The organism is Pseudomonas vranovensis (assembly GCF_040438935.1).
Taxonomy (GTDB): domain Bacteria; phylum Pseudomonadota; class Gammaproteobacteria; order Pseudomonadales; family Pseudomonadaceae; genus Aquipseudomonas; species Aquipseudomonas vranovensis.
On sequence record NZ_CP159259.1, the window covers coordinates 4680740 to 4705985 of the forward strand.

The following is a 25246-nucleotide window of genomic DNA, read 5'->3' on the forward strand; positions in this document are numbered from 1 at the left end:
CATCCCGTGACCTCCTATCTAAAAGGCCGACTGGTTTTATTTGCCCGTGCAGGGATAATGCTTCCGTGCTGTTCCTTATGTTCTAGAGGGCCCCTTCGCCTATGTGGTACCAAGGTTTGCTCAACTTGTCGGCTTGGCAACTGCTGGCAGTCACCCTGGTCATGACCCACGTGACCATCGTCAGTGTCACCGTCTACCTGCACCGTTATTCCGCTCACCGCTCGCTGGAACTCAACGCCGGGCTCAAGCACTTTTTCCGTTTCTGGCTGTGGTTGACCACCGCGCAGAACACCCGCGAGTGGACGGCCATCCACCGCAAGCACCACGCCAAATGCGAAACCGTCGACGACCCGCACAGCCCCGTGATCAAGGGCCTGTCCACCGTCCTGCGCAAGGGCGCCGAGCTGTATCGCGAAGAAGCGCGCAACCCGGAAACCCTGCGTATCTACGGCAAGAACTGCCCGGAAGACTGGATCGAGCGCAATCTCTACTCGCGGTACAAGCTCGGCGGCATTGCCCTGATGGCGGTGATCGACCTGCTGCTGTTCGGCACCATCGGCATCACCATCTGGGCCATCCAGATGATGTGGATTCCGTTCTGGGCCGCCGGCGTGATCAACGGCCTGGGCCACGCCGTGGGCTACCGCAACTTCGAATGCCGCGACGCGGCTACCAACCTGGTGCCATGGGGCATCATCGTTGGCGGCGAAGAGCTGCACAACAACCACCACACCTACCCCAACTCGGCCAAGTTGTCGGTCAAGCGCTGGGAATTCGACATGGGCTGGGCCTGGATCAAGCTGTTCTGCTGGCTGCGCCTGGCCAAGGTACAGCGGGTCGCTCCCATCGCCCACCGGGTCGAAGGCAAGGGCCAGCTGGACATGGACACCGCCATGGCGATCCTCAACAACCGCTTCCAGATCATGGCCCAGTACCGCAAGCTGGTGATCGCACCGCTGGTCAAGCAGGAGCTGGCGCGGGTCGACGATTCGGTCCGCCATCAGTTCCGCCGTGCCAAGCGCCTGCTGTCGCGGGAAACCAGCCTGCTGGAAGACCGTCATCACCTGCGCATCCAGACCATGCTCGAACATAGCCAGGCACTGAAGACCATCTACGAAAAACGCCTGGCCCTGCAGCAAATCTGGGGCCGTACCAGTGCCAACGGCCACGACATGCTGGCCGCCATCAAGGAATGGGTACACGAGGCCGAGGCCAGTGGTATCCAGTCGCTGCGCGACTTTGCCGCCCAGCTGAAAACCTATTCCCTGCGCCCTGCCCTGGGCTGATGCCGTTGATCGGTGTGCTCCGGCCCGGAGCACACCGCCTGGAACTTCACCGCCTATTCTCACTCTGACTGGCATATCGCCCGCGTGGCGGGCCAGGTCGTGGCCGCCCACCTCAGTGTGAGAAAAGTTGCGCGCTCATGGTCAACAAAAAACCGTCGTCCCAACCCTACAATCTGCTCCCCGAAGCCGCCCAGACCCTGCTGGCACTGATGCATGCCCAAGGCGAAGTCGCACGCCTGAGTGAACGAGAGCAACTGTTCAGCTCGCTGCTCGACAGCGTCAATGCCGTGCTCTGGGCCTTTGACTGGGAATCGCGCCAGGTGCTCTATGTGAGCCCGGCCTATGAACGCATTTTCGGTCGCCCCGCTGGCCTGTTGCTGGCCGACTTCAACGAATGGCGTGACAGCATCTACCCCGACGACCTCGACTACGCCGAGCGCAGCCTGGCCGAGGTCCTGGTGAAGGGCGCCGTGGAAGACCGCGAATACCGCATCATCGCTGCCGACGGGAAAATCCGCTGGCTCAGCGACAAATGCTTTATCAACCAGCAGACCGACAACAACCAGCGGGTGATCATTGTCGGCATGGCCGAAGACATCACCGAAAAAAAGCAGCTCGAAGGAGAGCTGCAGCGCCTGGCCACCACCGATGCGCTGACCCAGAGCAGCAACCGCCGGCACTTCTTCGACTGCGCCCACCACGCCTTTGCAACAGCCCGCCTGGACCAGGCGCCCCTGACCTTCCTGCTGCTGGATATCGATGACTTCAAGCAGATCAACGACACCTACGGCCACCAGGAAGGCGACTACGTGCTGCAGCGCATCGCCGACACCGGCAAGGCGGTACTACGCCGCGGCGACCTGTTCGGGCGTATCGGTGGCGAGGAGTTTGCGGCGGTGTTCCCAGGCTGTACCCCGCAGATTGCCCAGCAGATTGCCGAGCGCTTGCAGCGGGAGATACAGCGGCTCAGCTTCAGCCATGAACACCAGACGTTCGGCGTGACCGTGAGCCAGGGACTGACCGGCATCACCGACGCAGACGAAAGCCTAGACAGCCTGTTCGCCCGCGCAGATGCGGCGATGTACCAGGCCAAGCGCCAGGGCAAGAACCAGATCGTAAGCGGCTGAAAAACCTGTGGGAGCGGCGGTGCAACGTCTCGACCTGCCCGGCGAGAGGCCCGTCCAGCCACCCAATATGCACAGCCTGGAATACCCATCGTGGGGCATGCCCGCTCCCACGACAGTTGCTGCACAATCGTCAGACTTTGCGCAGGCGGCCCAACTCGGCCATGCCCACTTTGAGCAAGCGAGCCGTCTTGCTCTCGGCCAACGCCTCCAGCCCGTGGTCCGCTGGCAACCGCGCCAGCTGCCCGGCCAGGTTCATCACCAGCGCCTCCCGCGAATACACCCCGCCACCCAGCTGATAGATCGCCGCAATCAGTTCACGCAGCTCCAGCGGCAAGCGCCAGCGGGTACGCAAGGCCGAACCAAAGGCAGCAGCGAACTCGTTCAGCGACAACTCGATGGCATCCTCGTCCAGCTCACCACCGGCCAGGCGCCACTCCTGCAGGCAGCGCAGCAGCGCCAGGTCCCCCAGGCAATGCAGCAAGCCGGCGCAATAACAGCGCTCCTGATCCAGTTCGAGCATCCGCGCCAGCGTCCGGGCGAATTCGGCAGCATGCAGCGACAACGCCCAGAAGTGCTCGGCATGACGCGACAGCAACGGGTCGCTGAGCCTGGCGCTGCGTTTCAAGGCAAGGCCAAGGATCAGGTTCATGCTCTGGGTGGTCCCCAGCTTGTTCAGCGCCTGCAGTAGGGTCTGCACGGCGCCGTCACGGTGCAGCGCAGCGCTGTTGGCCGCGGCGATCAGCACCGCGGTGATCTGTGGATCGTTGCGGATCTCTCCTTCCAGCGTCTTGAGGTTGAGCCCCTGGGGGTTGAGGCTGCGCTTGATCGCCTGTTGCACATCCGCCAACAGCGGGCCGCCATCGGCGGTGGCGCGGCGTCCCTCAAGAAAGCGCGGCAAGGTCATGCCCGGTTGCAGCGGCACCACCGGACAGGCGATCTCTTCACCCACCTTGACCAGCAGGTCTTTCAGGCGATGACGCAAAGAGTCCATGTTCAAGGGCTTGCTCAGGTACGCCGTAGGCGCGAACGGCAAGGCCTCGCGAACGCTGGCACTGTCGCTGCGGTTGCTCATCAGAATGAATGGCAACGCCGGCTGGCGTCCCTTGGCCCGCACATTGCGCAGCAGGTCCAGGCCGTCGCCACCGGGCAGCTCGCGGGCAGCAATGATCAGATCCGGCTGGCACGACAACGCCGCCAGTGCCTGCGAGCCATCGGCGCATACCTGCAAGCGCGCATCGCAACGCACACTCAAGAGCATCTGGCTCAGCATGTCACGCACCCAGGGGTCGCCTTCGGCAATCAGCACACAGGGCGCCTTGGGTGGGTTGGCAATGCTCATACTCGACTCTCCGATAATTCTCTACACGCAATCCAGTGCACCTTCCTGGGTGTCTCCTTACTGGGAACCTTAGCCCCCTGGCATTCCTTTGGGCGAAAAAAAACCCGCCGAAGCGGGTTTTCTTCTAGTACGTCACAGTTTACGCGAGTTCTGCGAAGCACTCTTCGATGATTGCCAGACCTTGGTCCAGTTGCTCATCAAGCGAGGTCAGCGGAACCAGGATCCGCAGGACGTTGCCGTAGGTGCCGCACGACAGCAGGATCAGGCCCTTGTCACGCGCCTTGGCCACAACCGAGGCGACTGCAGCAGCGTTCGGGGTGTGGGAACCGGCTTTGTCGAAGACTTCAACAGCGATCATCGAGCCCAGGGCACGCACGTCACCGATGATCGGGTGCTTGTCCTGGATCTTGCGCAGGCCAGCGACCAGGCGCTCGCCAACAGCCTTGCTGCGGTCCAGCAGTTTTTCTTCTTCGAACACTTCCATCACGGCCAGGGCCGCGGCGCAAGCGATCGGGCTACCGGCGTAGGTGCCGCCCAGGCCACCTGGAGCGATGGCGTCCATGTACTCGGCCTTGCCGCACACACCGGCCAGCGGGAAGCCGCCAGCGATGGACTTGGCGAAGGTGGTCAGGTCTGGAGCAACACCCATTTGTTCCATGGCGAAGAAGGTGCCGGTACGGCCTGCACCAGTCTGTACTTCGTCGGCGATCAGCAGGATGCCGTGCTGGTCGCACAGGGCACGCAGACGCTTCATGAACTCTTTAGGTGCAACGTAGAAACCACCTTCGCCCTGAACTGGCTCGAGGATGATTGCCGCGATGTCACGGGCTTCGGCGTCGTTCTTGAAGATGCGCTCGATGGAGGCGATCGAATCGTCGACGCTCACACCGTGCAGCTCGTTCGGGTAGATGGCGCGGAAGATGCCGCCTGGCATCAGGCCCATGCCGGCCGAGTAAGGCACGACTTTACCGGTCAGGCCCAGGGTCATCATGGTACGACCGTGGTAGGCGCCGGTGAAGGCGATCACACCGGCACGGCCAGTGGCGGCGCGGGCGATCTTGATGGCGTTCTCAACGGCTTCGGAACCGGTGGTGACCAGCAGGGTTTTCTTGGCGAAGTCGCCTGGAACCTTGGCGTTGATCTTTTCGCACAGCTCAACGTAAGGCTCGTAGGCCAGTACCTGGAAGCAGGTGTGGGTCAGCTTGTGCAGTTGGGCTTCAACGGCAGCGATGATCTTCGGGTGCACGTGACCGGTGTTCAGTACCGCGATACCGCCGGCGAAGTCGATGAACTCACGGCCTTCGACGTCAGTGACGGTGGCGTTTTTTGCCGACTCGGCGAAGATCGGGTGGATCTGGCCAACACCGCGTGGAACAGCGGCGACACGACGTTGCATCAAAGATTCGTTGGTCTTGCTCATAGTGTCCTCAATTCGCCACGCACAGGGTGGCGCGATTCAAGTCTAAGTGGCCGGTATTCAACTGCGGGCAGCATGCGTTGATCGACTGCTGCAGGGGCCCAGGCCACTGGATGTACGGTGTAAAAAGGCCAGCGAGACGTCGCTCTCGCGCCCCGCTGGCAGAGGTAAAGCCTTACGCTGCGATCAGACGCTGATGCACAGGTATTTGATTTCCAGGTAGTCTTCGATGCCGTACTTGGAACCTTCGCGGCCCAGGCCCGAGGCCTTGATACCGCCGAACGGCGCGACTTCGTTGGAGATCAGACCGGTGTTGATACCGACCATGCCGTACTCCAGCGCTTCGGCAACACGGAACACACGGCTCATGTCGCGGGCATAGAAGTACGAGGCCAGACCAAACTCGGTATCGTTGGACATGGCAATGACTTCTGCCTCGTCCTTGAAACGGAACAGTGGAGCCAGCGGGCCGAAGGTTTCTTCCTTGGCCACGGCAGCGTTCTTCGGCACGTTGACCAGTACGGTCGGCTCGAAGAAGTTGCCTTCGATGAGCTTGCCACCGGTCAGTACCTGAGCGCCTTTGCCGACGGCGTCAGCAATGTGCTCCTGAACCTTGGCAACCGCTTTCTCGTCGATCAGCGGGCCGGTGGTGGTGCCATCTTCCAGACCGTTACCGATCTTCAGCTTGGCCACAGCGGCCTTGAGCTTCTCGGCGAAGGCGTCGTAAACGGCGTCCTGCACGTAGATGCGGTTGGCGCAGACGCAGGTCTGGCCGTTGTTGCGGTACTTGGAAATGATCGCGCCTTCGACGGCCTTGTCCAGGTCAGCGTCGTCGAACACGATGAAGGGGGCGTTGCCACCCAGCTCCAGGGAAACCTTCTTGATGTCCTTGGCGCATTCGGCCATCAGCTGGCGACCGATCTCGGTCGAACCGGTGAACGACAGCTTGCGCACGATCGGGTTGCCGGTCAGCTCGCTGCCGATGTCGCCGGCGCTGCCGGTCACCACGCTCAGCACGCCAGCCGGGATGCCGGCGCGGTGTGCCAGCTCGACCAGGGCCAGGGCGGAATACGGGGTTTGCGAAGCAGGCTTGAGCACCATGGTGCAGCCAGCGGCCAGGGCTGGGCCGGCTTTACGGGTGATCATCGCAGCCGGGAAGTTCCACGGAGTGATCGCGGCGGTCACACCGATTGGCTGCTTGATAACGATCAGGCGCTTGTCGGGCTGGTGACCAGGAATGGTGTCGCCATAGACGCGCTTGGCTTCTTCAGCGAACCACTCGATGAACGAGGCGGCATAGGCGATCTCGCCCTTGGCTTCGGCCAGTGGCTTGCCTTGCTCGGTGGTCATCAGGCGGGCCAGGTCGTCCTGGTGCTCGATCATCAATTCGAACCAACGACGCAGCTTGCCAGCACGCTCTTTGGCGGTCAGTGCGCGCCAGGCCGGCAGCGCCTTGTCGGCGGCCTCGATGGCACGGCGGGTTTCGGCCGCGCCCATCTTCGGCACAGTGCCGATGATCTCGCCGGTGGCCGGGTTGTTGACCTTGATGGTCTGACCGTTGTCCGCGTCCAACCACACGCCATCGATGAAGGCTTGCTGGCGGAACAACTGAGCGTCTTTAAGCTGCATGTCGGCTTCCTTAACGGCACCGTGCTGGCACGGGCGAATTATTGATTGTAGAAAAAGGAGAGCGTTTGAAATCTCAAACGAATCCTAGGATCAACGAACAGAAAGGACAATAGGGTGTTCGAAAAAAAGAACAAAAAGCGCTGTTCGACGACTTTTTTCGGATCAACGACATCTATAGACCGCTGTGTGTGCGAAATCGACTACACGGCTTCTGAAGATGGACGCCGCTAGTCTAGATGGGTATCATGGCGCCCGCGTTGCACTCGTAGCTCAGCTGGATAGAGTACTGCCCTCCGAAGGCAGGGGTCGTGGGTTCGAATCCCGCCGAGTGCGCCATATATAGATGAAAAAGGGCCCAGGTGAAAACCTGGGCCCTTTTTTGTGCCTGACGCGCACCGCCCCGTCAGGCCTGGGGCTCGCCCTCGACCAACTGTCCTTGCACCGGCGGCTTGCCATGCAGCGCCGAGTACTTCGCCAACTGACCCAGGCGACGCTCCAGCTCCGTCAGCAGCCGCTTGCGGGTGGTGGTCACCTCGGTCTTGTTGAACAACCCAGGCTCCACCGTATACAGGTTGAACATCTGGTTGATTTCGGCCGCCGAGGCCACGTTGTAATTGGCTTCGGCGTTGTGGTTGTAGAGCGCGACCATCCTGCCGTTGTTGCTGTCGGAGGGGCGTGCAAACAGCATGCTGACGTACTGCCCTTCACGGATGCGCACGTTGCTGTTGTTGAACTGGAAGCAAGCCTCCTTGCCGTCGTCCAGGCGAACCCAGAACTCGTGCTCCTGCACGTGGTGGGTGCTGACATGCATCGACGACGAGCTGCCGCCAACCGAGCCATAGCCGTTGACCATGTAGCCGCCACCGGAATGGTGCGAGTGGCTGGCACTCATGTGCGTCTGGTTGCGCTTCTGGGTGTCGAGCACCTGGCCGCTGACGACGAAGAAACACAGCTGGCGGTCGTAGTGGTTGAACGGCTCGTCGATGAAGTAGGGGTCTTCGGCTGACAGGCTGATGTCGTACATGGTACGGATCATTTCGTCGCGGGCGGCCTTGTCGTGCTTGGCGCGCTCCTTGAGCTCGGCGCGTCGCACCTTGGCGTCATCGATGGCCTTGAGCGCCTGGGCCTTGAGGATCGGGGTCTTTTCATTGGCATAGGCGGCGGCCTTCTCGGTCGCTTCCTTGAGCACAGGCGCCGCCTTCTGGCCAGCCTCGACTGCCAGCTCCTTGGCCTTGGTCAGTGCCTGGGCCGCCTTGGCAGCCAGTTCGGGGTTGGCGTCGACGGCTTTCTTTTTCAGGTCATCCCAGAGACTCATTCTCTATCCTCTCAACGCTTCTTCTATGAACACGCCGCGCATGGCAGTGCGCCATCAGTCTACCTGCTGACTGAAGCATGAATGTCAGATTTTATTTCGAACACCCGAATGGACTGACTGTTCATACGTCCTAGGAAATAACCTGCCTCGCTTGTCGAATGCCGTCTGATTGTCCCCGGGAATTAGTGCCTCTAGGCTCCGCTCCCCGTCACCGAAAACTCGGTGATCGGGTGTGATAACCCGCAGTGGAATTCCCAACGCAGTCAATGGCGGCTGTGGGCGGGAGGCTTTCGAGCCTGCCGGGTTTTGGGGTTCCGCACCGCTAGACCAATCCTCCACCACCGCCCACACCGTCGTCGGCAACTGCCAGGCCGGTCACTCTCCCCTGTTCGCGGTCTGCTCCGGCATCGCTGCCCACGACGCCCTGGTGCATGCTTCTTTATATCTGCGCTGCGCCTACGACACCGGCGACAAAGCCTTCGACAACATCGACCCGGCCCACAAAGGCTTCCTCTGGTCCACCCTGCATTCGGTGGAAATGACCAAGGGGCTGGTGGACGCATTGCTCGATGGCATAGAAGACCGCTGACTGACTCCTGCCTTTTGGCGACTGCTGCGCAGTCGATCGCCGCCTCGTTCCTCGGCAGCGGCTACAAACGGTGTAGCCGCTGGCGGCAGCTTGCGATCGGCCGCGTAGCGGTCGTAATGTGCGCAGAATGGCCCCTCGAAAACACCGGTTTCAGCGCATTCGAGGGCTACCCTGCCATCCAATAGCAAATTGCCATCCATTTGAATTGACGCCCTCTGCGCATGCCGTTAGTGTTGCTCAACATTTCTGGCGCCTCCTTTATGACGCGTCCGAGCTTATTGGAAGAGCTAGAAGGTAGAGCAAGGATGCGCGGAGTACTGCTACGCAGCGGTAAAAGTGAGTCGTTTACTGCGCTGGGCGAAACCGGCCAGCCGGTCTACCGGGCCGCCTTGCAGCTGCGCGAAGCCATTCGGCGCAAAAATCCCGACCACCCCGAACTGGTGGAACACCTTGCCATTCCGCAGTCGGACGAACGCGGCAGTACCATCGACTGGTACAGCGACCGCCCCGGCGACGTGATTCCCTGGAGCAGTGCCACCGAAGAGGAACGCGCCCCTGCACGCGCGCAACTGGAGGTGCTGCAACACAAGATCAACGAGCTGAGCAACGAACTGCTCGGCCTCGATGCCAATGGCCAGCCCCTGCCAGGCACCAAGCCCGGCGCCCAGGGCGACCGCACGGTGTTCGGCAAGTTGCTGACCTGCGTGGTGCCCTTCCCTGACGAAAACTTTGTCTACCTGGTCGATGGCAAGCCGGTACTGACCTTCTGGGGCTTTATCCACGCCGGCGCCGAACGCAGCCGCCAGCCCCTGCACTGCCTCTACCCCAGCACCGCGAAAGTGGCCGAGCCTGTCGCCCCGGCGCCGGTAACCCCCATCGCGCCGCCACCGCCTGCAGCAGCACCGGTGATCGCCGACGTTGCCAGGCGCCCCTGGTGGCGCCGCTGGATGTGGTGGTTGCTGCTGTTGCCATTGCTGGCCCTGCTGCTGTTCGGTCTGCGCGGCTGCTGGCCAGGCCTTGGCCTGGGCGGCCTGAACGCCCCGGCAAATATCGACATCCCCGGGCAGAACGGGCACACCGGCAACAGCGTCACCGTGCCAGGTGTCCAGCCCGGCAATGGTTTGTCATTGACCGGCCAAGCGCCAGGCACGGGCACAGGGACTGCTGCGGTGTTGCCTGCGGGGTCCACAGCATCCGGCACGCAGCCCCCCTCCGCTGGCGCCCCCGAAGCCGGTATGCCGCCATCGCAGGAACCTGCCGCAAACAATCCGCCCGGCGTACCCGAGGCCAATGCCCCAGAAGCCGGCACGCCGCAACCAGCGGTCGAAGCACCTCCTGCAGAGGGGCAGGCAAAACAGCCTCCGGCACCGCCCGAGCTGCCACCAGAAGCGCAAGCGCAGGCGCCCCAGTTGACCATTCCGCCCGAGGCAGGCGACGGCGCGGCGGACTTTCTCAACGGCAACTACAACGGTGCCGGCATCCAGGAGGTCGGCACCGGCAAGCCCCTGCGCCTGAAGTACGACTTCCAGAATGGCAAGGGCCAGGCCACCGTCAGCCGCTCCGATGGCGTGCGCTGCAATGCCCCGGTGGCCGCCTCAATGAGCGCTGGCACGCTGTCGATCAATAGCGCTGGCCAGGCGGCGTGCGCCGATGGCAGCAGCTATGAACTTCCCCAAGTGAATTGCAAACCAGGCGCTCAAAGTGTCGCCGACTGTACCGGCAACTACGGTGCCAAAGACTTCGACATGCTGATGAAACCAGCCGGCCAATAACACGAGAAACGCAGACGATGTTGCCTGAAATCACCCAGTTCGAAGAAACGGTCACGCTGGTCAGTGACACCGGCATCCAGTTCATGGATTTCGCCCTGCACCTGGGCCCCGATGGCGAGCAGGCCGGCAAGTTCGTGCAGCTCAACAACGGCATGGTCCCGACCCGTCTGCTGTGGTCCAAGGAGTACAAGGACTTCTACGAACCGGAGCCGGAAAAGGTGGTTCAGGTGGAGTTCGACTCCAGCGAAGACACCCATTTCCGCCTGAGCATGGAAGAAAGCCTGAAGCTGTTCGACGGTGTCTGGCTGCCGATTCCCTTCCTGCGTTTCATGCCGCCCTATCGCTTCGACGAGGGCCCGAACAACTGGGCGCGGATGCGCCTGGTGAAGTTGCCCGAGCCAGATATCGACGGCAACACGCATCGCCTGACCCTGGCCTTCGACAGTCGCATCCTGCCGACGCTCAACGGCGCCGCGTACCTCGCCCCTAACGAGGAAGACGTGCGCTCCGGCGTGGCTTTCAAGATTGCCTGCAGCGCCCGTGAATACGGCTGGTTCCTGACCCAGAGCTGGATTCGCGAATGGTTGACCGAGCTCTACACCGAAGCCCGTGCCGACTGGACCCGCGAACGTCTGGACCGAGACCTGCAAGGTAATCGCCACCTGGGCCATTACCTCAACCTGTTGAGCCTGTTGCGCCGTCCTGTGCCCGCCGAGCAAAGCAGCGAGAAGCCAAAGGTCGAGATTCCGGAAATCAAGGTCGTGGCCAACGACGCCCAGGGCGTTGTCCGCCCGATCCCTGTCGACCTGGTGCTGGACGTCGGCAACTCGCGCACCTGCGGCATCCTGATCGAAGATCATGGCCAGGCCGGCTCCGGCATGCAGAACAACTATGTGTTGGAGCTGCGCGACCTGTGCGAGCCGCAACACATCTACAACACGGCCTTTGAAAGCCGTGTCGAGTTCGCCCAGGCCTACTTCGGCAAAGACCATTGCTCGATCAAGAGCGGCCGTCACAACGCCTTCCAGTGGCCGACCATCGCCCGCGTCGGCGGTGAAGCCGGGCGCCTGGCCAGTCGTCGCCGCGGCACCGAGGGTTCCACCGGCCTGTCCAGCCCGAAACGCTACCTGTGGGACGAGAAAGCCTACGGCCACGGCTGGCGCTTCAACGCCTCCTACGTGAAGACCGACAAGGAACCGTTGGCGACTGCCGCGCCGTTCTCGCACCTGATCAACGACCTCGGCCAGGCCTTGTACCTGCCGCCGAAGAACGACATGCCGGTGTTTACCCCGCACTACTCGCGCAGCAACCTGATGACCTTCATGCTCGCTGAAGTGGTGACCCAGGCACTGTCGCAGATCAACAGCCCGGCACAGCGTTCGCGCCAGGGCCACGCCCGGGTGCCGCGGTTGCTCAACAGCATCACCCTGACCGTGCCGCCAGGCATGCCTCAGGCCGAGCGCAGCATCCTCAGCAACCGCATGTTCGAAGCGGTGGGCCTGGTGTGGAAAAGCCTCGGTTGGCACGAAGGTGAAAGCAACCCGTTCAAAGACAGAACCGTTACCCCGCGCACACCGCTGCCGAGCATCCGCGTGGAATGGGATGAGGCCAGCTGCGGCCAGTTGGTGTACCTGTACAACGAAGTGATCGAGAACTTCGCCGGCCACCCGGAAGAGTTCTTTGAAACCCTCGCACGCCCGGACAAGACCGAGGCCGAACAGGTCACCCTGGCGACCATCGACATCGGTGGCGGCACCACGGACCTGGTGATTACCGATTACCGCCTGGACCGTGGCAACAACGGCGGCAATGGCGCCAACGTGCATATCGTCCCGGAGCAACGCTTTCGCGATGGCTTCAAGATTGCCGGCGACGACATCCTCCTGGATGTGATCCAGGCATTCATCCTGCCGTCGTTCAGTCGCGCCCTGCAGCAAGCCGGTGTGTATGCCCCGGATGCCCTGATGTCGCGCTTGTGCGGCAACGGCGAGGCCAGCGCCCAGGAGCGCGTGCTGCGCCAGCAGCTCAACCTGCAGGTGTTCGTGCCGCTGGGCCTGGCCCTGCTCAAGGCCTACGAGCACTACGACCCTGAAACCCCGCTGCCGGTGGTCGAGCAGAGCTGGCAACAGCTGCTGGGCGATGCCGTCGTCAGCGACAGCGTGCTGGAGTTCGTCAATGCTGCCGTGCGCCGTGAAGTCGGTCGCGACGGCACCCTCGACCTGCTGAACACGCCGCTGGCCCTGGACCTCGAAAAGGTCCACGACGCCTTTATCGGCGGGCAGATCAATATCACCAAAGTGCTCAGCGAGCTGTGCGAAGTCATCTCCCACTACAGCTGTGACGTGTTGCTGCTGACCGGGCGGCCATCACGCTTGCCGGGCATCCAGGCGTTCATTCGCCAGCGTCTGCCCTTGCCGCCAGGGCGAATTCTGCCGTTGCAGAACTACCGCACCGGTGGCTGGTACCCGTTCCACAAGAATGGCCTGATCGACGATCCGAAAAGCACGGCATCGGTCGGGGCGATGATCTGCCTGTTGTGCGCCAAGCACAGCGTGCCGAATTTCTACTTCCGCACTGCCGCCCTCAAGCCGTACTCGACCATCCGCCACTTCGGCCAGATTGACAACGCCGGCACCATCAAACATGCCGACGTGCTCTATCACAACCTGACGTCCGACAAGGGCCGCATCACACTGCCTATCGTCGGTGAAGGCGATGAACGCGGTACGCCGTGGCTGGAAATGCGTGGCGACATGCACCTGGGTTACCGGCAACTGGCCGCCGAACGCTGGTCGGCATCGCCCCTCTACACCTTGCGTTTCACGCCTCGCGGCAGTCGCAACTTCTCCCAGGCGCTCGGCAAGGGTGGCGAAGTACCGGTGCTGCGCATTCGCCTGGCCGTCGAGGAGCCGTCGGACCTGCTGCTTGAGCAAGGACTGATCAGCGACAAGCTGGTGATTTCTGACCTGAAATCGAACATCCAGGATGCCGATTTCGACTTCGAACGGGATCTTGAGCTCTCACTCAACACCATGCCTAACAGCAACCTGAGTGGCAGTGACTATTGGCTCGACAGCGGGAACGTCAAAGGAAAATGAGCAATCTAACGCCGAAGCAGCAACAACTGATGGGCGCTTGGGGCGCCGTTCACAAAGGCGCGGAAGAGGCGCTGGCGTGGATTGACCAGGTACGTGGCAACGCCGCCAGTGTCGAGGCCGAGGCCGATGGCCTTAACCTGCGCCTGCACCGGGCCCGCAACCGTGCCCGGGATCTGCAGCAGGCCGCGGCAACGCCGATGGTGATCGGCTTTTTCGGCCTGTCCCAGGCGGGCAAGTCGTACCTGATTTCTTCGCTGGCCGCCGATAGCAGCGGCAGCCTGGAAACCGATTTCGGTGGCAAGCCCTTCGACTTCCTCAAGCACGTCAACCCGACGGGCCTGGGCAAAGAAGCCACCGGCGTGGTGACCCGCTTCACCCGCTGGGCACAACCGAGCCCCGACGCCAACAACCCGGTGGAGCTGAAGCTGTTCAGCGAAATCGAAGTGGCGAAGGTCCTCGCCAATACCTGGTTCGAAGACTTCGACCAGGAACGGCTCGACTACGAGTTCACCGAAGAACGTATCCAGTCGGCGCTCAAGGCGTTCGAAGGCCGCGAGGCAGAAAACCTGCAGCCCGGCGTCACCGCCGATGACGTGGTCGCCTTGTGGGACTACCTCAAGGGCAACTACGAAAAATCGGTGCGCAAGCTTGCCGACACCTACTGGCCGCGGGTGATGAAACTGGCCCCGCGCCTGAACTATCGCCAACGGGCCAAGCTGTTCTCGATCCTTTGGGGCGAACAGGACCTGCTGACCGAAACCTACGAACAACTGGTGGGCGCCCTGCAGAAAATGGGCTTCCCGCAAACCGTGTACGCCCCATTGAGTGTGTTGGTCCACGACGTCAACGGCGAATACGTCCAGGTCCACAACATCATGAACGTGGACATCCTCGGACGCCTGGGTACCGGCCGCGATGTGTCGGTCAACGTAGTGCCGGTACGCGACGGCAAGCCGCAGGCCAGTACCGGCCTGACCGTCGCCCAGTTGGCGGCGTTGACGGTCGAGATGACCTTCCGCCTGAGCAACCAGCCCAAGGACCCGGTGGTCAAGGAGGTCGACCTGCTCGACTTCCCCGGTTATCGCACGCGCCAGAAGCTGCTGCGCATCGAAGACGCCGCAAGCGCCAGCGCGGTGGAAGAGATCAACCCGATTGCGACTCTGCTGCTGCGCGGCAAGGTGGCCTACCTGTTCGAGCGCTACACCGACTCGCAGCAGATGAACGCCCTGGTGCTGTGTACCTCGACCAACAAGCAGAGCGAAGTGGTCACCGTCGGCCCGGTGCTGACCCGCTGGATTCACAACACTCAAGGCGCGACCCCCAAAGAGCGGAGCACGCGCGAACCCGGCCTGATATGGGCCCTGACCATGCTCGATACCTTCGTCGGCAGCACTCTGGGCCTCGAGAAAACATCGCTGCCTGAAGGCTGCGAGAACATGATCAAGCTGACCATGGTCGAGCGCTTCGGCAACCTCGAATGGATGAAAGACTGGTCGGGCGCGCCGTTCAACAACACCTACCTGGTGCGCAAGCCACGCCGCGAGGACACCGCCTTCGTCGACCTGGATGTCACCAGCGGTGACGAAGGCCAATTCACTCCCCGGCATGTCGCACGCCTGGACGAACTGAAGCAGTGTTTTGCCACCAACCCGTCGGTGCTGCGCCATGTGAAAGAGCCACATGATGCTTTCCAGGCCATGCTCGGTCTCAATGATGGTGGCATCACCCGCTTCAGCAACAGCTTCAAGGGCGTGGCCAACATTGATTTCAAACTGACCCGCATCGAAGAGCAACTGCAGCAGTGCCGTACCGACCTGCTGGAGCACGGCCTGCATGTGTGGCGCGAAGAAGACTTCGAACAGCTGCTGGACAAGAAACGCCAGAAGACCCAGTTCCTGCTCAATAACCTGGGTGCCGACCCCGATGCCATCGGTGAGCTGATCCACGCGTTGCAAGTGCCGGTGGAAGAGCTGCGCGACCTGTACCTGGGCGGCATCTACAACATCGAAGGGCTGGACGCCGAAGCTGAGGCAGAACCCGAGCCAGCCTTCAATGCGCCCGCCAACCTGGCGCCGGCACTCAACTTCGGCAACCTGTTCGCCACGCCCCAGGCCGAACCTGTGGCCGCGCCCAAACAATCCCTGACCCAGCGCCTGACCGCCGAGCAGCGCTTTGCCCGCGCCGCGCTCAAGGCCTGGATCAAGCACATGCGCGACCTGGGTACGCGCCCGCTGCTGTTGCAGCGCCTGCGCCAGAAAAAGGAAGTGGTCGAAGCCCTCACCGAAGAACTGATCAGCGCAGTGCGCAGCAAGGCCTTCATGGCGGAACTGGACCAGGCCGTGACCCATCGTGCCCAGGGCGGCGTGCGCCGCGAGCAGCTGGTGCAGCGCCAGGTACTGGCAGTGCAGTTGGCGATGCGCGACTTCCTGTCCTGGTTCGGCCTGCTGGGCAAGCCCGAGAGCGAGCGTCCCAATTGCCTGTTGGGCACGCCCGCGCCGGTGTTCAGCTTCTATCGCTCGGTGCCAGCCGGTGAGTTGCCGATGCTGTCCGAGCAGCCTTCCCATCAAGAACAGCGTTACCAGGTGGATTGGTTATCGGGCCTGGCCTGGCTTACCCAGGAAAACGCCAAGAGTGGCGCCGACCCCGAAATTACCACCGAGCAACGCCGCCAGCTGGCGGTCTTGCTGAACACATTCGAAGCGAGTTGATTGCATGGGTATCAGAGTTGATGTGCTGCCGTTGAACGAAAACACCCCTGGGCAGGGGTGGTTACGGATCAGTGGCTGGGAAGACGCCAGCGAAGGTCTGGCGTATTCGGTGCAAAGCAGCCAGACCCGCGACTTCCTGCAACCAGGAAAACAGTGGAGCAATATTGCCCACGGTTTCCCGCTGTCGGGCCTGGTCGAGGTAGACGGTGCCCTTCAGGTTCAGGTGGGCCCCGAGTTGATCGACCCGTTGCTGGCTGCCAGCGGCAGCGCCAACTTCCGCTTCGAGCTGAACAGTCAGGCGCTGGACCAGCGTGAAGCAACCATGCTGCGCCTGGACAAAACCCTGGTTTCATCGATTGCCTGGACCGGCGTGAAAACGCCCGAGCCTGTGCCGGCTCCCGCGCCGACGCGCGCACCCGAACCTGTCGTCAAGGCCGAGCCGCTTGTGCCGATCGTCGAACCCCCCGCCACGCCGGAGCCCGCGCCCGAACCGCCGCAGGCGCCCGCCCCGGTCGCGACGAAAAAGATCAATCGCCTGGTGTGGCTGCTGCCCCTGCTGGCCCTGATCGTTATGGCCGCCCTCTGGTGGTTCCTCAAAAAGCCCGCCCTGGTCGATGAGCCTCCGGTACCGACACCTTCCCCGACGCCGACGCCCGAGGCGCAGCCCTGCACGCTGGACAGCATGCAGAACCAACCGGAGCTGGCCTTCGTCCAGGCGTGTATCCAGAAGGCCCCAGGCAGCGCTGCCCTGCTGGAAGTGATCAACCTGGCCAAGGCCAACAACCACTGTGCGGTAGCCCAGCGCTTGTACGCCAACCGTGCGCAAGGCGGCGATATCGAGATCGCCAGTGCCTATGCCCGCGAGTACGACCCCAAGTACTTCCAGCCAAGCGAGTGCTTCAAGGCACCCGACAACGCCACCGCCGCATACTGGTATGAAACCATCCTGGGCTTCGACCCGAACAATGCCGAGGCCAAGCAGCGTTTCGAGGAGCTCAAGCCATGAGCCTGCCACTGCGCGGCCTGGCCGCTGCCCTGTTGGCCATGAGCCTGAGCCCCATCGTGCAGGCGGCCGACCAGCCGTTACTGCAAGCGGGCAAGAAAACCCTGTTCCAGCGTGTGCTGACCACCCCTAGCTGCAAGCTCGGTAGCGCCGCAGGCGATGCTGCCGGCACGGCCCAGCCGGCGTTCAGCCGCTTCTACGTCTACGAGCGCAGCACCGTCGGCACCCAAGAGTGGCTGCGCGTCGGGCCGGACACCCAGGGCAAGAGCATCGGCTGGTTGCCGGGCGACTGCACTGTCGAATGGAAGATGCAGCTGACCCTGGCCTTCACCAACCCGGCCAACCGCGACCGTCTGATGTTCTTCAAGGAGCGTAGCCAGCTGGAAGGGATTCTCGATGCCCCGGACCCGGTCAGCCAGGTCGCCCCACTGCGGGCAAAGCTCAAGCAGGGCTCCGATGCACCCGGCGTACTGGCCCAGGAGCCGGAGTACTTCGTCGACCTGCAAAAGAACTTCTACCTGCTGCCGGTGCTCAGTGGCGAAGAGGTGATGACCGAGGAAGGCTTCCGTACCCGCATTCTCAATGTCGCCTCGGTGAGCAAGGCCGATGCGGCCAGCAGCGCGCCAGCCACCAACACCGCCGTTGCCGCCAAGACGCAGATGAAGGCCTTCAGCGCGGCGGTGGTGTTCGTCATCGACTCGACCATTTCCATGGACCCGTACATTGATCGCACCCGCGAAGCGATCAAGCGCGTGTACACACAGATCGAGAAGGAAAACCTGGGCAAGCAGGTCAAGTTCGGCCTGGTCGCCTACCGCTCCAGCACCACCGCCGTGCCGGGGCTTGAGTACGTGAGCAAGATGTACGCCGACCCCAACACGGTGAAGGACGGCGCCGACTTCATGGCCAAGGTCGCTGACCTCAAGCAGGCCAAGGTGTCGAGCAAGACCTTCGATGAAGACGCCTATGCCGGCGTCATGCACGCGGTGGACAAGGTCGACTGGAGCCAGTTCGGCGCCCGCTATGTGGTGCTGATCACCGACGCCGGTGCTATCGACGGCACCGACAAACTGTCGGGTACGGGCCTTGGCGCAGAACAGGTGAAGATCGAAGCCAGCAACCCTGGCGTCGCCCTCTACACCCTGCACCTGAAAACCCCGAGCGGCATGAAAAACCATAGCAGTGCCGAAGCCCAGTACCGGACCCTGTCGAACTACCCGGGCACCAACACGTCGCTCTACTACCCGGTCAATGCCGGCGATGTCGAAGCCTTCGGCCGCAAGGTCGATGGCCTGGCGGCCGCCATCACCCAGCAGGTGAAGTCGGCCTACCTGGGGGAAGATGCCATCGGCAGTGCCACCAACGCCAAGGCTGACCCAGCCGAGCAGAAGATGCTCGAAGATGCCGCCCTGATCGGCCACGCCATGCAACTGGCCTACCTGGGCAAGACCACCGGCACCCAGGCCCCCCCGGTGTTCCAGGCCTGGATCAGCGACCGTGACCTGATCAAGCAGAACCTGCCGACTACCGATGTGCGGGTGCTGCTGACCAAGGCCCAGCTCAGCGATTTGAGCGATGTGCTCAAGCAAATCGTCGATGCCGCCAACGAAGGCATGATCTCGCCGAGCGAAATGTTCACCCGCCTGCGCTCGGTGGCCGCGACCATGGGCGCCGATCCCAACCAGCTCAAGCAAGGCTCGACCACCCGCGTGGCCGACCTGGGCGTGCTGGGCGAGTACCTGGAAGACCTGCCGTACCAGAGCGAAGTGCTCAACCTGGATGAAGAGACCTGGAAAGGCCTGGACGGCCTGGCCCAGGAAAAATTCATCCGCAACCTGAGCACCAAGCTGCGCCACTACCAGCGCTATAACGCCGATGTGGACCGCTGGGTCGCGCTGGCACCCGGTAGCGACAGCCGCGACAACGTCTACCCCGTTCCGCTTGAAATGATGCCCTGAGCCCCATGCTCGATATCAAAGGACTGCTGGTGGTGCGCGGGCAAGGCCCGCACGCCCACCGGGTGAGGCTCGACGCGCTCACGCTGCGCCAGGGCGAGATCTGCGCGATCACCGGCGAAAGCGGCTGCGGCAAGAGCACCCTGCTCGAAGCCATCGGCCTGTTGCTGGCACCGCAGTCACTGGACCACTACCACCTGGGCCCGCAGGCACTGGACGTCGGCCAATTGCTGGCCGAAGACCGGCAACCGGAGCTCGCCGCCGTGCGCTCGCAGCAATTGGGCTTCGTGCTGCAGAACGGCGGCCTGCTGCCGTTCCTGACTGTACGCGACAACATCCAGCTGCCGCGGCGCATGCTCGGGCTCAGCCGCCACAGCCAGGCGGTCGACAAGGCCGTCGAGGCGCTGCGCCTGGGGCCGTTGCTCGACAAGCTGCCGCAGGCCCTGTCCATCGGTGAACGCCAGCGGGTGGCGTGCGTAAGGGCAATTGCCCATGAACCACGCGTGCTACTGGCCGACGAGCCCACCGCAGCCCTGGACCCGAACAACGCCCGGCGCCTGTTCGAGCTGTTGCTCAACCTGGTCGGCGAGCTGGGCCTCAGCGCCCTGGTGGTATCGCACGACTGGCCCTTGATCGAGCAGTTCGGCCTGCCGCGCCTGGGCGCGGTCAACGGCGAAGGAGAGACACGCTTTGAACCCCTGGCATAGGCGCCTCGGCCTGCTGGTCCAGCTGTCGCTGGCCGACCTCTGGCACGACCGCAAGGTCACCTTGTGCATGGCCGCTTCGTTGGTGGCGGTGATCGCCCCATTGCTGCTGCTGTTCGGACTCAAGCACGGGGTGGTCAGCCAACTGCAGGAGGAGCTGCTGAGCGACCCGCGCAACCTGGAAATCAAGATGCTCAGCAGCGGCCACTACGACCGCGACTGGCTTGAACAACTGCGCCAGCGACCTGAAGTCGCATTCGCCATTGGCCAGACCCGCTCGCTCAATACCCAGGCCGACCTGCTCGGTGAGCGCGGCCGCTTTGCCGAAAACGTCGAGGTCATCCCCACCCAGGCAAACGACCCATTGCTCAAGTCGTCCTTGAGTGCGCTGGTGGGCGGCCAGGTGATTCTCAGTGCCCGCGCTGCCGAGCGTCTCTCGGCCAAGGCCGGCGACAGCGTGCGCCTGCGCGTTGCGCGACGCATGGACGGCGCCAACGAGCGCGGTGAACGCACCCTGCAGGTGCTGGCGGTGCTGGAACCGGCGCGCTTTGCACGCCCTGCGGCATTCGTCAGCCCCGAGCTGCTGCTGGACCTTGAGTATTATCGCGATGGCTATCAAGTCGCCGGCCTAGGCAGCCTCACCGGCAAACCCATGGACGGCGTGAAGCTGGGCTATGCCCGCGCCCGCCTGTATGCACGCGATATCGACAGCGTCGAACCGCTGGAGCGCTGGCTCAATGAGCAACGCATCGAAACCAGTAGCCGCTTGGCCGAGATCGACAGCGTCAAGGCGATCAACCATGTACTGGGGCTGATCTTCGGGGTCATTGCCGGCGCGGCCCTGATCGGTTGCATCGCCTCGCTGGTGGGCGCCTTTCTGGCCAATATCGACCGCAAGCGACGCAACCTGGCGGTGCTACGACTGCTCGGGTTTGGCAGCGCAGCGGTAGCCGGTTATGTCGTGCTGCAGGCGCTGTTGCTCAGTGCCGTTGGCTACCTGGGCGGGCTGGGCAGCTACTTCGTCGGCAGCCTGCTGTTCGACCAGTTGTTGGGCAGCAGCCAGGCCACCGGCACGTTCGTTTGTCATATCACTGTCTGGCATGGCCTCGTGGCCTTGCTCCTGGCCTTTCTGGTCGCAGCCCTGGTCGCCTTGATCGGTGCCCTTCGGGCCATCAGCATTCAACCTGCGGAGAGTTTGCGTGAGCTTTAAAGCCTGCTGCCGTCTTCTGTTTGTACCCCTTGGTTTTGGCTACCTGCTCAACGCTTCGGCCGCGGCCTGGGAAGACAAGCACTTCAACCCGATGCCCGAAGCCGATGATGTGGTGCTGCCAATGCCCTGTGAAGGCGCGATGGTGTTTCGCAAGGTGCTGATCCCGCTGGCCGGCCCCCTGGATGACTACCCGATCAACATCGGCCAGGACAGCGCCGAATTCGGCTACGTGGAACAGACGCGCCCGGCTTTTATCTCCGGCAGCTTCACCAGCGCCAAGGGTGACAAGTCTCGCTACTACCTGATGGCCAAGTACGAGATGACCCAGTTGCAATACAAGGCCCTGATGGACGAAAGCTGCCCTGCCCCGTCCAACAAGCTGCGCCTGCCGGTGGTGTCGATCAGTTGGCTGGATGCCCTGCAGGCCGCCGACAAATACAACCGCTGGCTGCGTGCCAATGCCGCCGCCAAGCTGCCGAGCGAAGACGGCGCCCAGGGCTTTTTGCGCCTGCCCACCGAAACCGAGTGGGAGTTCGCCGCCCGTGGCGGCCTGCAAGTCAGCACTGCCGAATTCCGTGACGGTCGCTACCCGATGCCCGAGGGCTTGAACGCCTACGAATGGTTCGCCGGTGCGCAATCGGCCAACGGCAAGTTGCAGCTCAGCGGCCTGCTCAAGCCTAACCCGCTGGGCCTGCACGACATGCTCGGCAACGCCAGCGAGATGATGTTCGAACCCTTCCGCCTGAACAAACTTGACCGCCAGCACGGCCAGGCCGGCGGCTATGTAGTGCGCGGCGGCAACTACCTGACCGCCGAAGGCCAGTTGCGTACCGCCCTGCGCCAGGAAGAGCCCTACTACAACGACCAGGGCCCAGTGACCAAGAAAACCAATGGCGTGCGCCTGGCGCTGGTGTCGCCGACCCTGACTTCCCGCGAGCGGGTCAACAGCATCGAGAAGAGCTGGAGCACGCTGGGTAACGATCAGCCGTCCACCGACCCGAAAGACAAGGGCACCGTCAAAGCCCTGGAAGACTTGGCCTCCAGCGTCGAGGACCAGGGCCTGAAGGATCAGCTCAAGACCGTGGAAAACCAGCTTCGCGCCAGCAACCAGCAGCAGCAGGAAGCCCGTGACCAGGCGATCCGTGCCAGCCTCAATCTGGGCGCCTTCCTCTGCACCAAGATGCTCGATGACGGCCAGTACCTGGACTTCTTGCAGAAGAACTACGCCGCCAACTGCAAGGCCGGTGAAGAAGACCCGACCTGCGGCATGCGCAAGACCAAGCTGGACGAGCAAGGCGATCGCCTGCACAAGCTCAGTCGCTACTACGCAAGCTCCCTGGTGGACTCGGGTTCGCTCTATGGCCAGTCCCTGCTGGAGGCTCAGGTTCCGGTACTCGAAGGCGTGCTGACCGCCAACAAGAACCTCAGCGAACTGACACCCTACCTGAAGACCCACTGGGCCAACCAGGCGGCGTTCCTCAAGTCCCAGAAAATCGACATCAACGCCTGGCTCAACAGCTGCAAGGCCGTGAGCCACTGAACCAACCGCGAACAAGGAAAGCGAACGTGAACATGAACAAGCCAGGTATTACCCGGGTATGGATCGGTCTGATGATGGCGGTGAGCCTGGTGCTGAGCGGTTGCGCCAGCACTGGCAGCCCGTTTACCAAAGACAGCTCGCCAGGCACCGCTGACCCGCGCCTGACCGAAAGTACCGACGCCAAGTTCTTCAGTGCCTCGGGCTACCAGGCCTGCGCCGTTGCCGCCGCCGGTGGCATCCTCATTTGCACCCTGTCCAACTCGGGCAACAAGGTGGCCTGTGCTGCTGCAGCCGGCCTTGCCGCCTGTGGCGTGGCCATGGGCGCCAACTATTACCTGGATGACCGCCGCGCCAAGTACGCCGATACCACCCAGCGCCTCAATGTAATGACCGCCGACGTACAGAAAGAGACCGCCAAGGTCGCCGAGCGCACCAACACCCTGCAGCGGGTGATCAACGACGACAAACAGCAGATCGCCGACATCCAGCGCGCCATCAAGGCCAAGTCGGTGGACAAGGCCAAGGCCCAGCAGGACATCGCCAATATCGACAAGAACATCGTCCTGATGCGCAGGGACCTGGGCAATATGCAGTCTCGCGTCACGGAGTTCGAGAAGGTCGCCCAGGCCGAGCGTAGCAGCGGTACCAGCCAGGCTGAGGTGCAGAAGGTCGAGGCCGAGATTGCCAAGATGAACAACAAGGTCGCGTCGCTGCAGCAGGAGGTCGACGGCCTCTACAGCCAGCGCTCGGCAATCACCCTGGGCTGAGGACACTCCATGTTCGTACGAATTGGCCTTTGCGCCCTGGTGCTGACGGTCCTGGCCGGCTGCACCACCACCGCCTCGCAGTGCAACGCCGCCGACAGCAGCGCCAGCCTGGTCAGCAAGCTCAACTGCGACTATGGCGGCGGCTATGCCGAGCAGGTTCACAACAGCGAACAGGACCTGGTCGCCGCCCGCGAGCAGAACCGCCAGTTCAACCAGGTGTTTGACGAGCTCAGCGCCCTGCAGGCATCCACGCGCCAGGACCTGGCCACCCAGCAACGCCAGCAGGCCAGCCTGGAGAAGTCGCTGAACGGTTTGCTGAGCACGCTCAAGGCCCAACACGCCAACAAGGGTGATGTGCAGCAGCAGATCGCCGGGCTGGAGCAACAGCTCAAGGCTGCCCAGCGCGCACCGGCGAGCAATGCCAGCAACGCACAGATCGAAGCTCGCAAGCAGCAGCTCAAGACGCTGCAGCAGCAGGTCAGTCGCCTGCAGTTGAGCCTGGGTTACGAGTAAGCCTCCCTCGGCAGCTTCGGCTGCCGATCTTTTTTCAGGACACCACCATGCAACGGGTTACCCGTGATGCCGGGCCGGACCACGACGGCCTGGCCGCGCTCGTACAGACAGTCGCGATCATCACCAAGCACTTTCCCCCCAGCGTTGCCCAGTTATATGCCTTGCCGCGCACGGGCAAGGACGGCGCCCGGGAATGGTGGACGGAGCTTGAGGGGCAGCCGCGCCTGTTTGGCGAGCTTGGCGCCGAGCAGCAAGCGACATTGTTGAGCCTTTACGAGCAACGCCAGGATGCCCTGCGCCAACTGGCCAGCGAATTGGAAAACCGCGGCCAGGCCAGCGACGCCTCGGCGTTGCGCCGCCTGATAGGCCCGGCCGACCTGAACAACCTCTACAGCGTCAATGGCTACCCGCTGCTGGTGCGCTGGGGCGAACCTGCGGCGGTGGTGCCGCCAGCGGCTCCTCCCGTGGCCAGGACGCGCCGCAGGTGGATCTGGCTGCCGTGGTTCCTGCTGCCGCTGCTGGCGTTACTGGCACTGCTGGCGGCGTTGTGGTTTGGCTGGCCGTACCTGCAACGCTGGCTCCACAGCGAACCGGCAAAGCCCTTTGCCTGCGTCAAGGATCCCCAGGTGCAACCACCGCAGTTGTCGGTGGTGCTGGATACCTCGGGCTCCATGCAACTGAGCGTCGATGCCACGCTGGAAGATGAAAAGTGGTTCTTCGAGAACCAGGACAACCCGGCACGGGACCTTGAGCACCTGGCCCGCATCACTCGCGCGCCGCTGCGCATGGAGGTGGCCAAGCAGTCGCTGACGCAAATGGTCAATGACCTGCACCCGGCCATCGACATGCGCATCGTGACCTTCGACGGCTGCCGCACTCCGGTTGACCATGGTGTGTTCAACCTTGCCCAACGCCCGGCGCTGATCCAGGGCATCCAGGGGCTGGTGGCCAACGATGGCACGGCACTGAGTGCCAGCCTTGAGGCGGCCGCACACAGCATGGATGGTCGCGAGCGCGATGGCGTGATCGTGATGTTCGTCGACGGCGCAGACGGCTGCGGCCAGAACGTCTGCGAGGTGGCGCAACGCATTGCCCGCGAACAACCGCGGCTGAAGGTCAACCTGATCAACATCAGCAACAACAGCCTGGCCGACTGCATCGCCGACAGCACCGGTGGTCGCGTCTACTCGGCAAACAATGCTTCGCAATTGGCGGTGGCCCTGGAAGGGGCCAGCCAGGATGTGTCCAGCACGGCCACGTGCGACTAGGGAATC

General features: G+C 62.9%; 18 protein-coding genes and 1 tRNA gene. 15 read left to right on the forward strand and 4 right to left on the reverse strand.

Going from position 1 to position 25246, the window contains the following annotated elements:
• The first annotated feature begins 101 nt into the window (after window positions 1-101).
• The gene (desA, locus tag ABVN19_RS21720; RefSeq protein ID WP_028943831.1) at window positions 102-1286 is read left to right on the forward strand and encodes a delta-9 fatty acid desaturase DesA; all 1185 of its coding nucleotides are present in this window, start codon (window positions 102-104) and stop codon (window positions 1284-1286) included.
• Window positions 1287-1423: 137 nt separating this feature from the next.
• Window positions 1424-2413: a sensor domain-containing diguanylate cyclase gene (locus tag ABVN19_RS21725; protein WP_028943830.1), complete on the forward strand. Its 990-nt coding sequence runs from the start codon at window positions 1424-1426 to the stop codon at window positions 2411-2413.
• A 130-nt stretch (window positions 2414-2543) separates the two neighbouring features.
• Here the strand turns inward: ABVN19_RS21725 and ABVN19_RS21730 are convergent, their stop codons facing one another.
• The 3 genes from ABVN19_RS21730 to gabD all read right to left on the reverse strand — a co-directional run bounded on the left by ABVN19_RS21730 (window position 2544) and on the right by gabD (window position 6798).
• Window positions 2544-3752, reverse strand: a complete 1209-nt coding sequence (locus tag ABVN19_RS21730) for a response regulator (RefSeq protein ID WP_105641844.1) — start codon at window positions 3750-3752, stop codon at window positions 2544-2546.
• A gap of 139 nt (window positions 3753-3891) precedes the next feature.
• Window positions 3892-5172, reverse strand: a complete 1281-nt coding sequence (gabT, locus tag ABVN19_RS21735) for a 4-aminobutyrate--2-oxoglutarate transaminase (RefSeq protein WP_105641843.1) — start codon at window positions 5170-5172, stop codon at window positions 3892-3894.
• Window positions 5173-5355: 183 nt separating this feature from the next.
• On the reverse strand, window positions 5356-6798 hold the full coding sequence (gene gabD, locus ABVN19_RS21740) for an NADP-dependent succinate-semialdehyde dehydrogenase (RefSeq protein ID WP_028943827.1): 1443 nt from the start codon (window positions 6796-6798) through the stop codon (window positions 5356-5358).
• A gap of 259 nt (window positions 6799-7057) precedes the next feature.
• Between gabD and ABVN19_RS21745 the strand changes: the two genes are divergently transcribed.
• Window positions 7058-7134: transfer RNA gene (locus tag ABVN19_RS21745), tRNA-Arg, on the forward strand.
• Window positions 7135-7201: 67 nt separating this feature from the next.
• Here the strand turns inward: ABVN19_RS21745 and ABVN19_RS21750 are convergent.
• A complete protein-coding gene (locus ABVN19_RS21750) occupies window positions 7202-8113 on the reverse strand; it encodes a hypothetical protein (RefSeq protein WP_105641842.1) in 912 nt (303 codons plus the stop codon).
• 232 nt (window positions 8114-8345) lie between these two features.
• Between ABVN19_RS21750 and ABVN19_RS21755 the strand changes: the two genes are divergently transcribed.
• From ABVN19_RS21755 to ABVN19_RS21810, 12 genes are all read left to right on the forward strand, one after another.
• Window positions 8346-8702 carry a DUF3077 domain-containing protein gene (locus ABVN19_RS21755; RefSeq protein WP_256585833.1) on the forward strand — a complete coding sequence of 119 codons (357 nt, stop codon included), beginning with the start codon at window positions 8346-8348 and terminating at the stop codon, window positions 8700-8702.
• A gap of 305 nt (window positions 8703-9007) precedes the next feature.
• Entirely contained in the window at window positions 9008-10474 is a 1467-nt protein-coding gene (locus ABVN19_RS21760) for an SrfA family protein (protein ID WP_028943825.1), read from the forward strand.
• A gap of 17 nt (window positions 10475-10491) precedes the next feature.
• On the forward strand, window positions 10492-13572 hold the full coding sequence (locus ABVN19_RS21765; protein ID WP_105641841.1) for a virulence factor SrfB: 3081 nt from the start codon (window positions 10492-10494) through the stop codon (window positions 13570-13572).
• Complete coding sequence (locus ABVN19_RS21770; RefSeq protein WP_028943823.1) at window positions 13569-16280, forward strand: virulence factor SrfC family protein; 2712 nt, start codon at window positions 13569-13571, stop codon at window positions 16278-16280. The genes ABVN19_RS21765 and ABVN19_RS21770 overlap by 4 nt, the downstream gene beginning before the upstream one ends.
• Window positions 16281-16284: 4 nt before the next feature.
• Entirely contained in the window at window positions 16285-17286 is a 1002-nt protein-coding gene (locus tag ABVN19_RS21775; RefSeq protein ID WP_105641840.1) for a hypothetical protein, read from the forward strand.
• 38 nt (window positions 17287-17324) lie between these two features.
• Window positions 17325-19241: a vWA domain-containing protein gene (locus ABVN19_RS21780; protein WP_245219067.1), complete on the forward strand. Its 1917-nt coding sequence runs from the start codon at window positions 17325-17327 to the stop codon at window positions 19239-19241.
• 5 nt (window positions 19242-19246) lie between these two features.
• The gene (locus ABVN19_RS21785) at window positions 19247-19945 is read left to right on the forward strand and encodes an ABC transporter ATP-binding protein (protein ID WP_105641839.1); all 699 of its coding nucleotides are present in this window, start codon (window positions 19247-19249) and stop codon (window positions 19943-19945) included.
• Entirely contained in the window at window positions 19929-21152 is a 1224-nt protein-coding gene (locus tag ABVN19_RS21790; protein ID WP_028943819.1) for an FtsX-like permease family protein, read from the forward strand. The genes ABVN19_RS21785 and ABVN19_RS21790 overlap by 17 nt, the downstream gene beginning before the upstream one ends.
• 91 nt (window positions 21153-21243) lie before the next feature.
• Window positions 21244-22692, forward strand: coding sequence for an SUMF1/EgtB/PvdO family nonheme iron enzyme (locus ABVN19_RS21795; protein WP_177431052.1), 1449 nt, complete (start codon window positions 21244-21246; stop codon window positions 22690-22692).
• A gap of 32 nt (window positions 22693-22724) precedes the next feature.
• Window positions 22725-23459 carry a hypothetical protein gene (locus ABVN19_RS21800; protein ID WP_028943817.1) on the forward strand — a complete coding sequence of 245 codons (735 nt, stop codon included), beginning with the start codon at window positions 22725-22727 and terminating at the stop codon, window positions 23457-23459.
• A gap of 9 nt (window positions 23460-23468) precedes the next feature.
• Window positions 23469-23972 (forward strand): hypothetical protein, encoded by a 504-nt coding sequence (locus tag ABVN19_RS21805; RefSeq protein ID WP_028943816.1) that lies wholly within the window; start codon window positions 23469-23471, stop codon window positions 23970-23972.
• A 47-nt stretch (window positions 23973-24019) separates the two neighbouring features.
• On the forward strand, window positions 24020-25240 hold the full coding sequence (locus ABVN19_RS21810) for a VWA domain-containing protein (protein WP_028943815.1): 1221 nt from the start codon (window positions 24020-24022) through the stop codon (window positions 25238-25240).
• Window positions 25241-25246 lie beyond the last annotated feature (6 nt).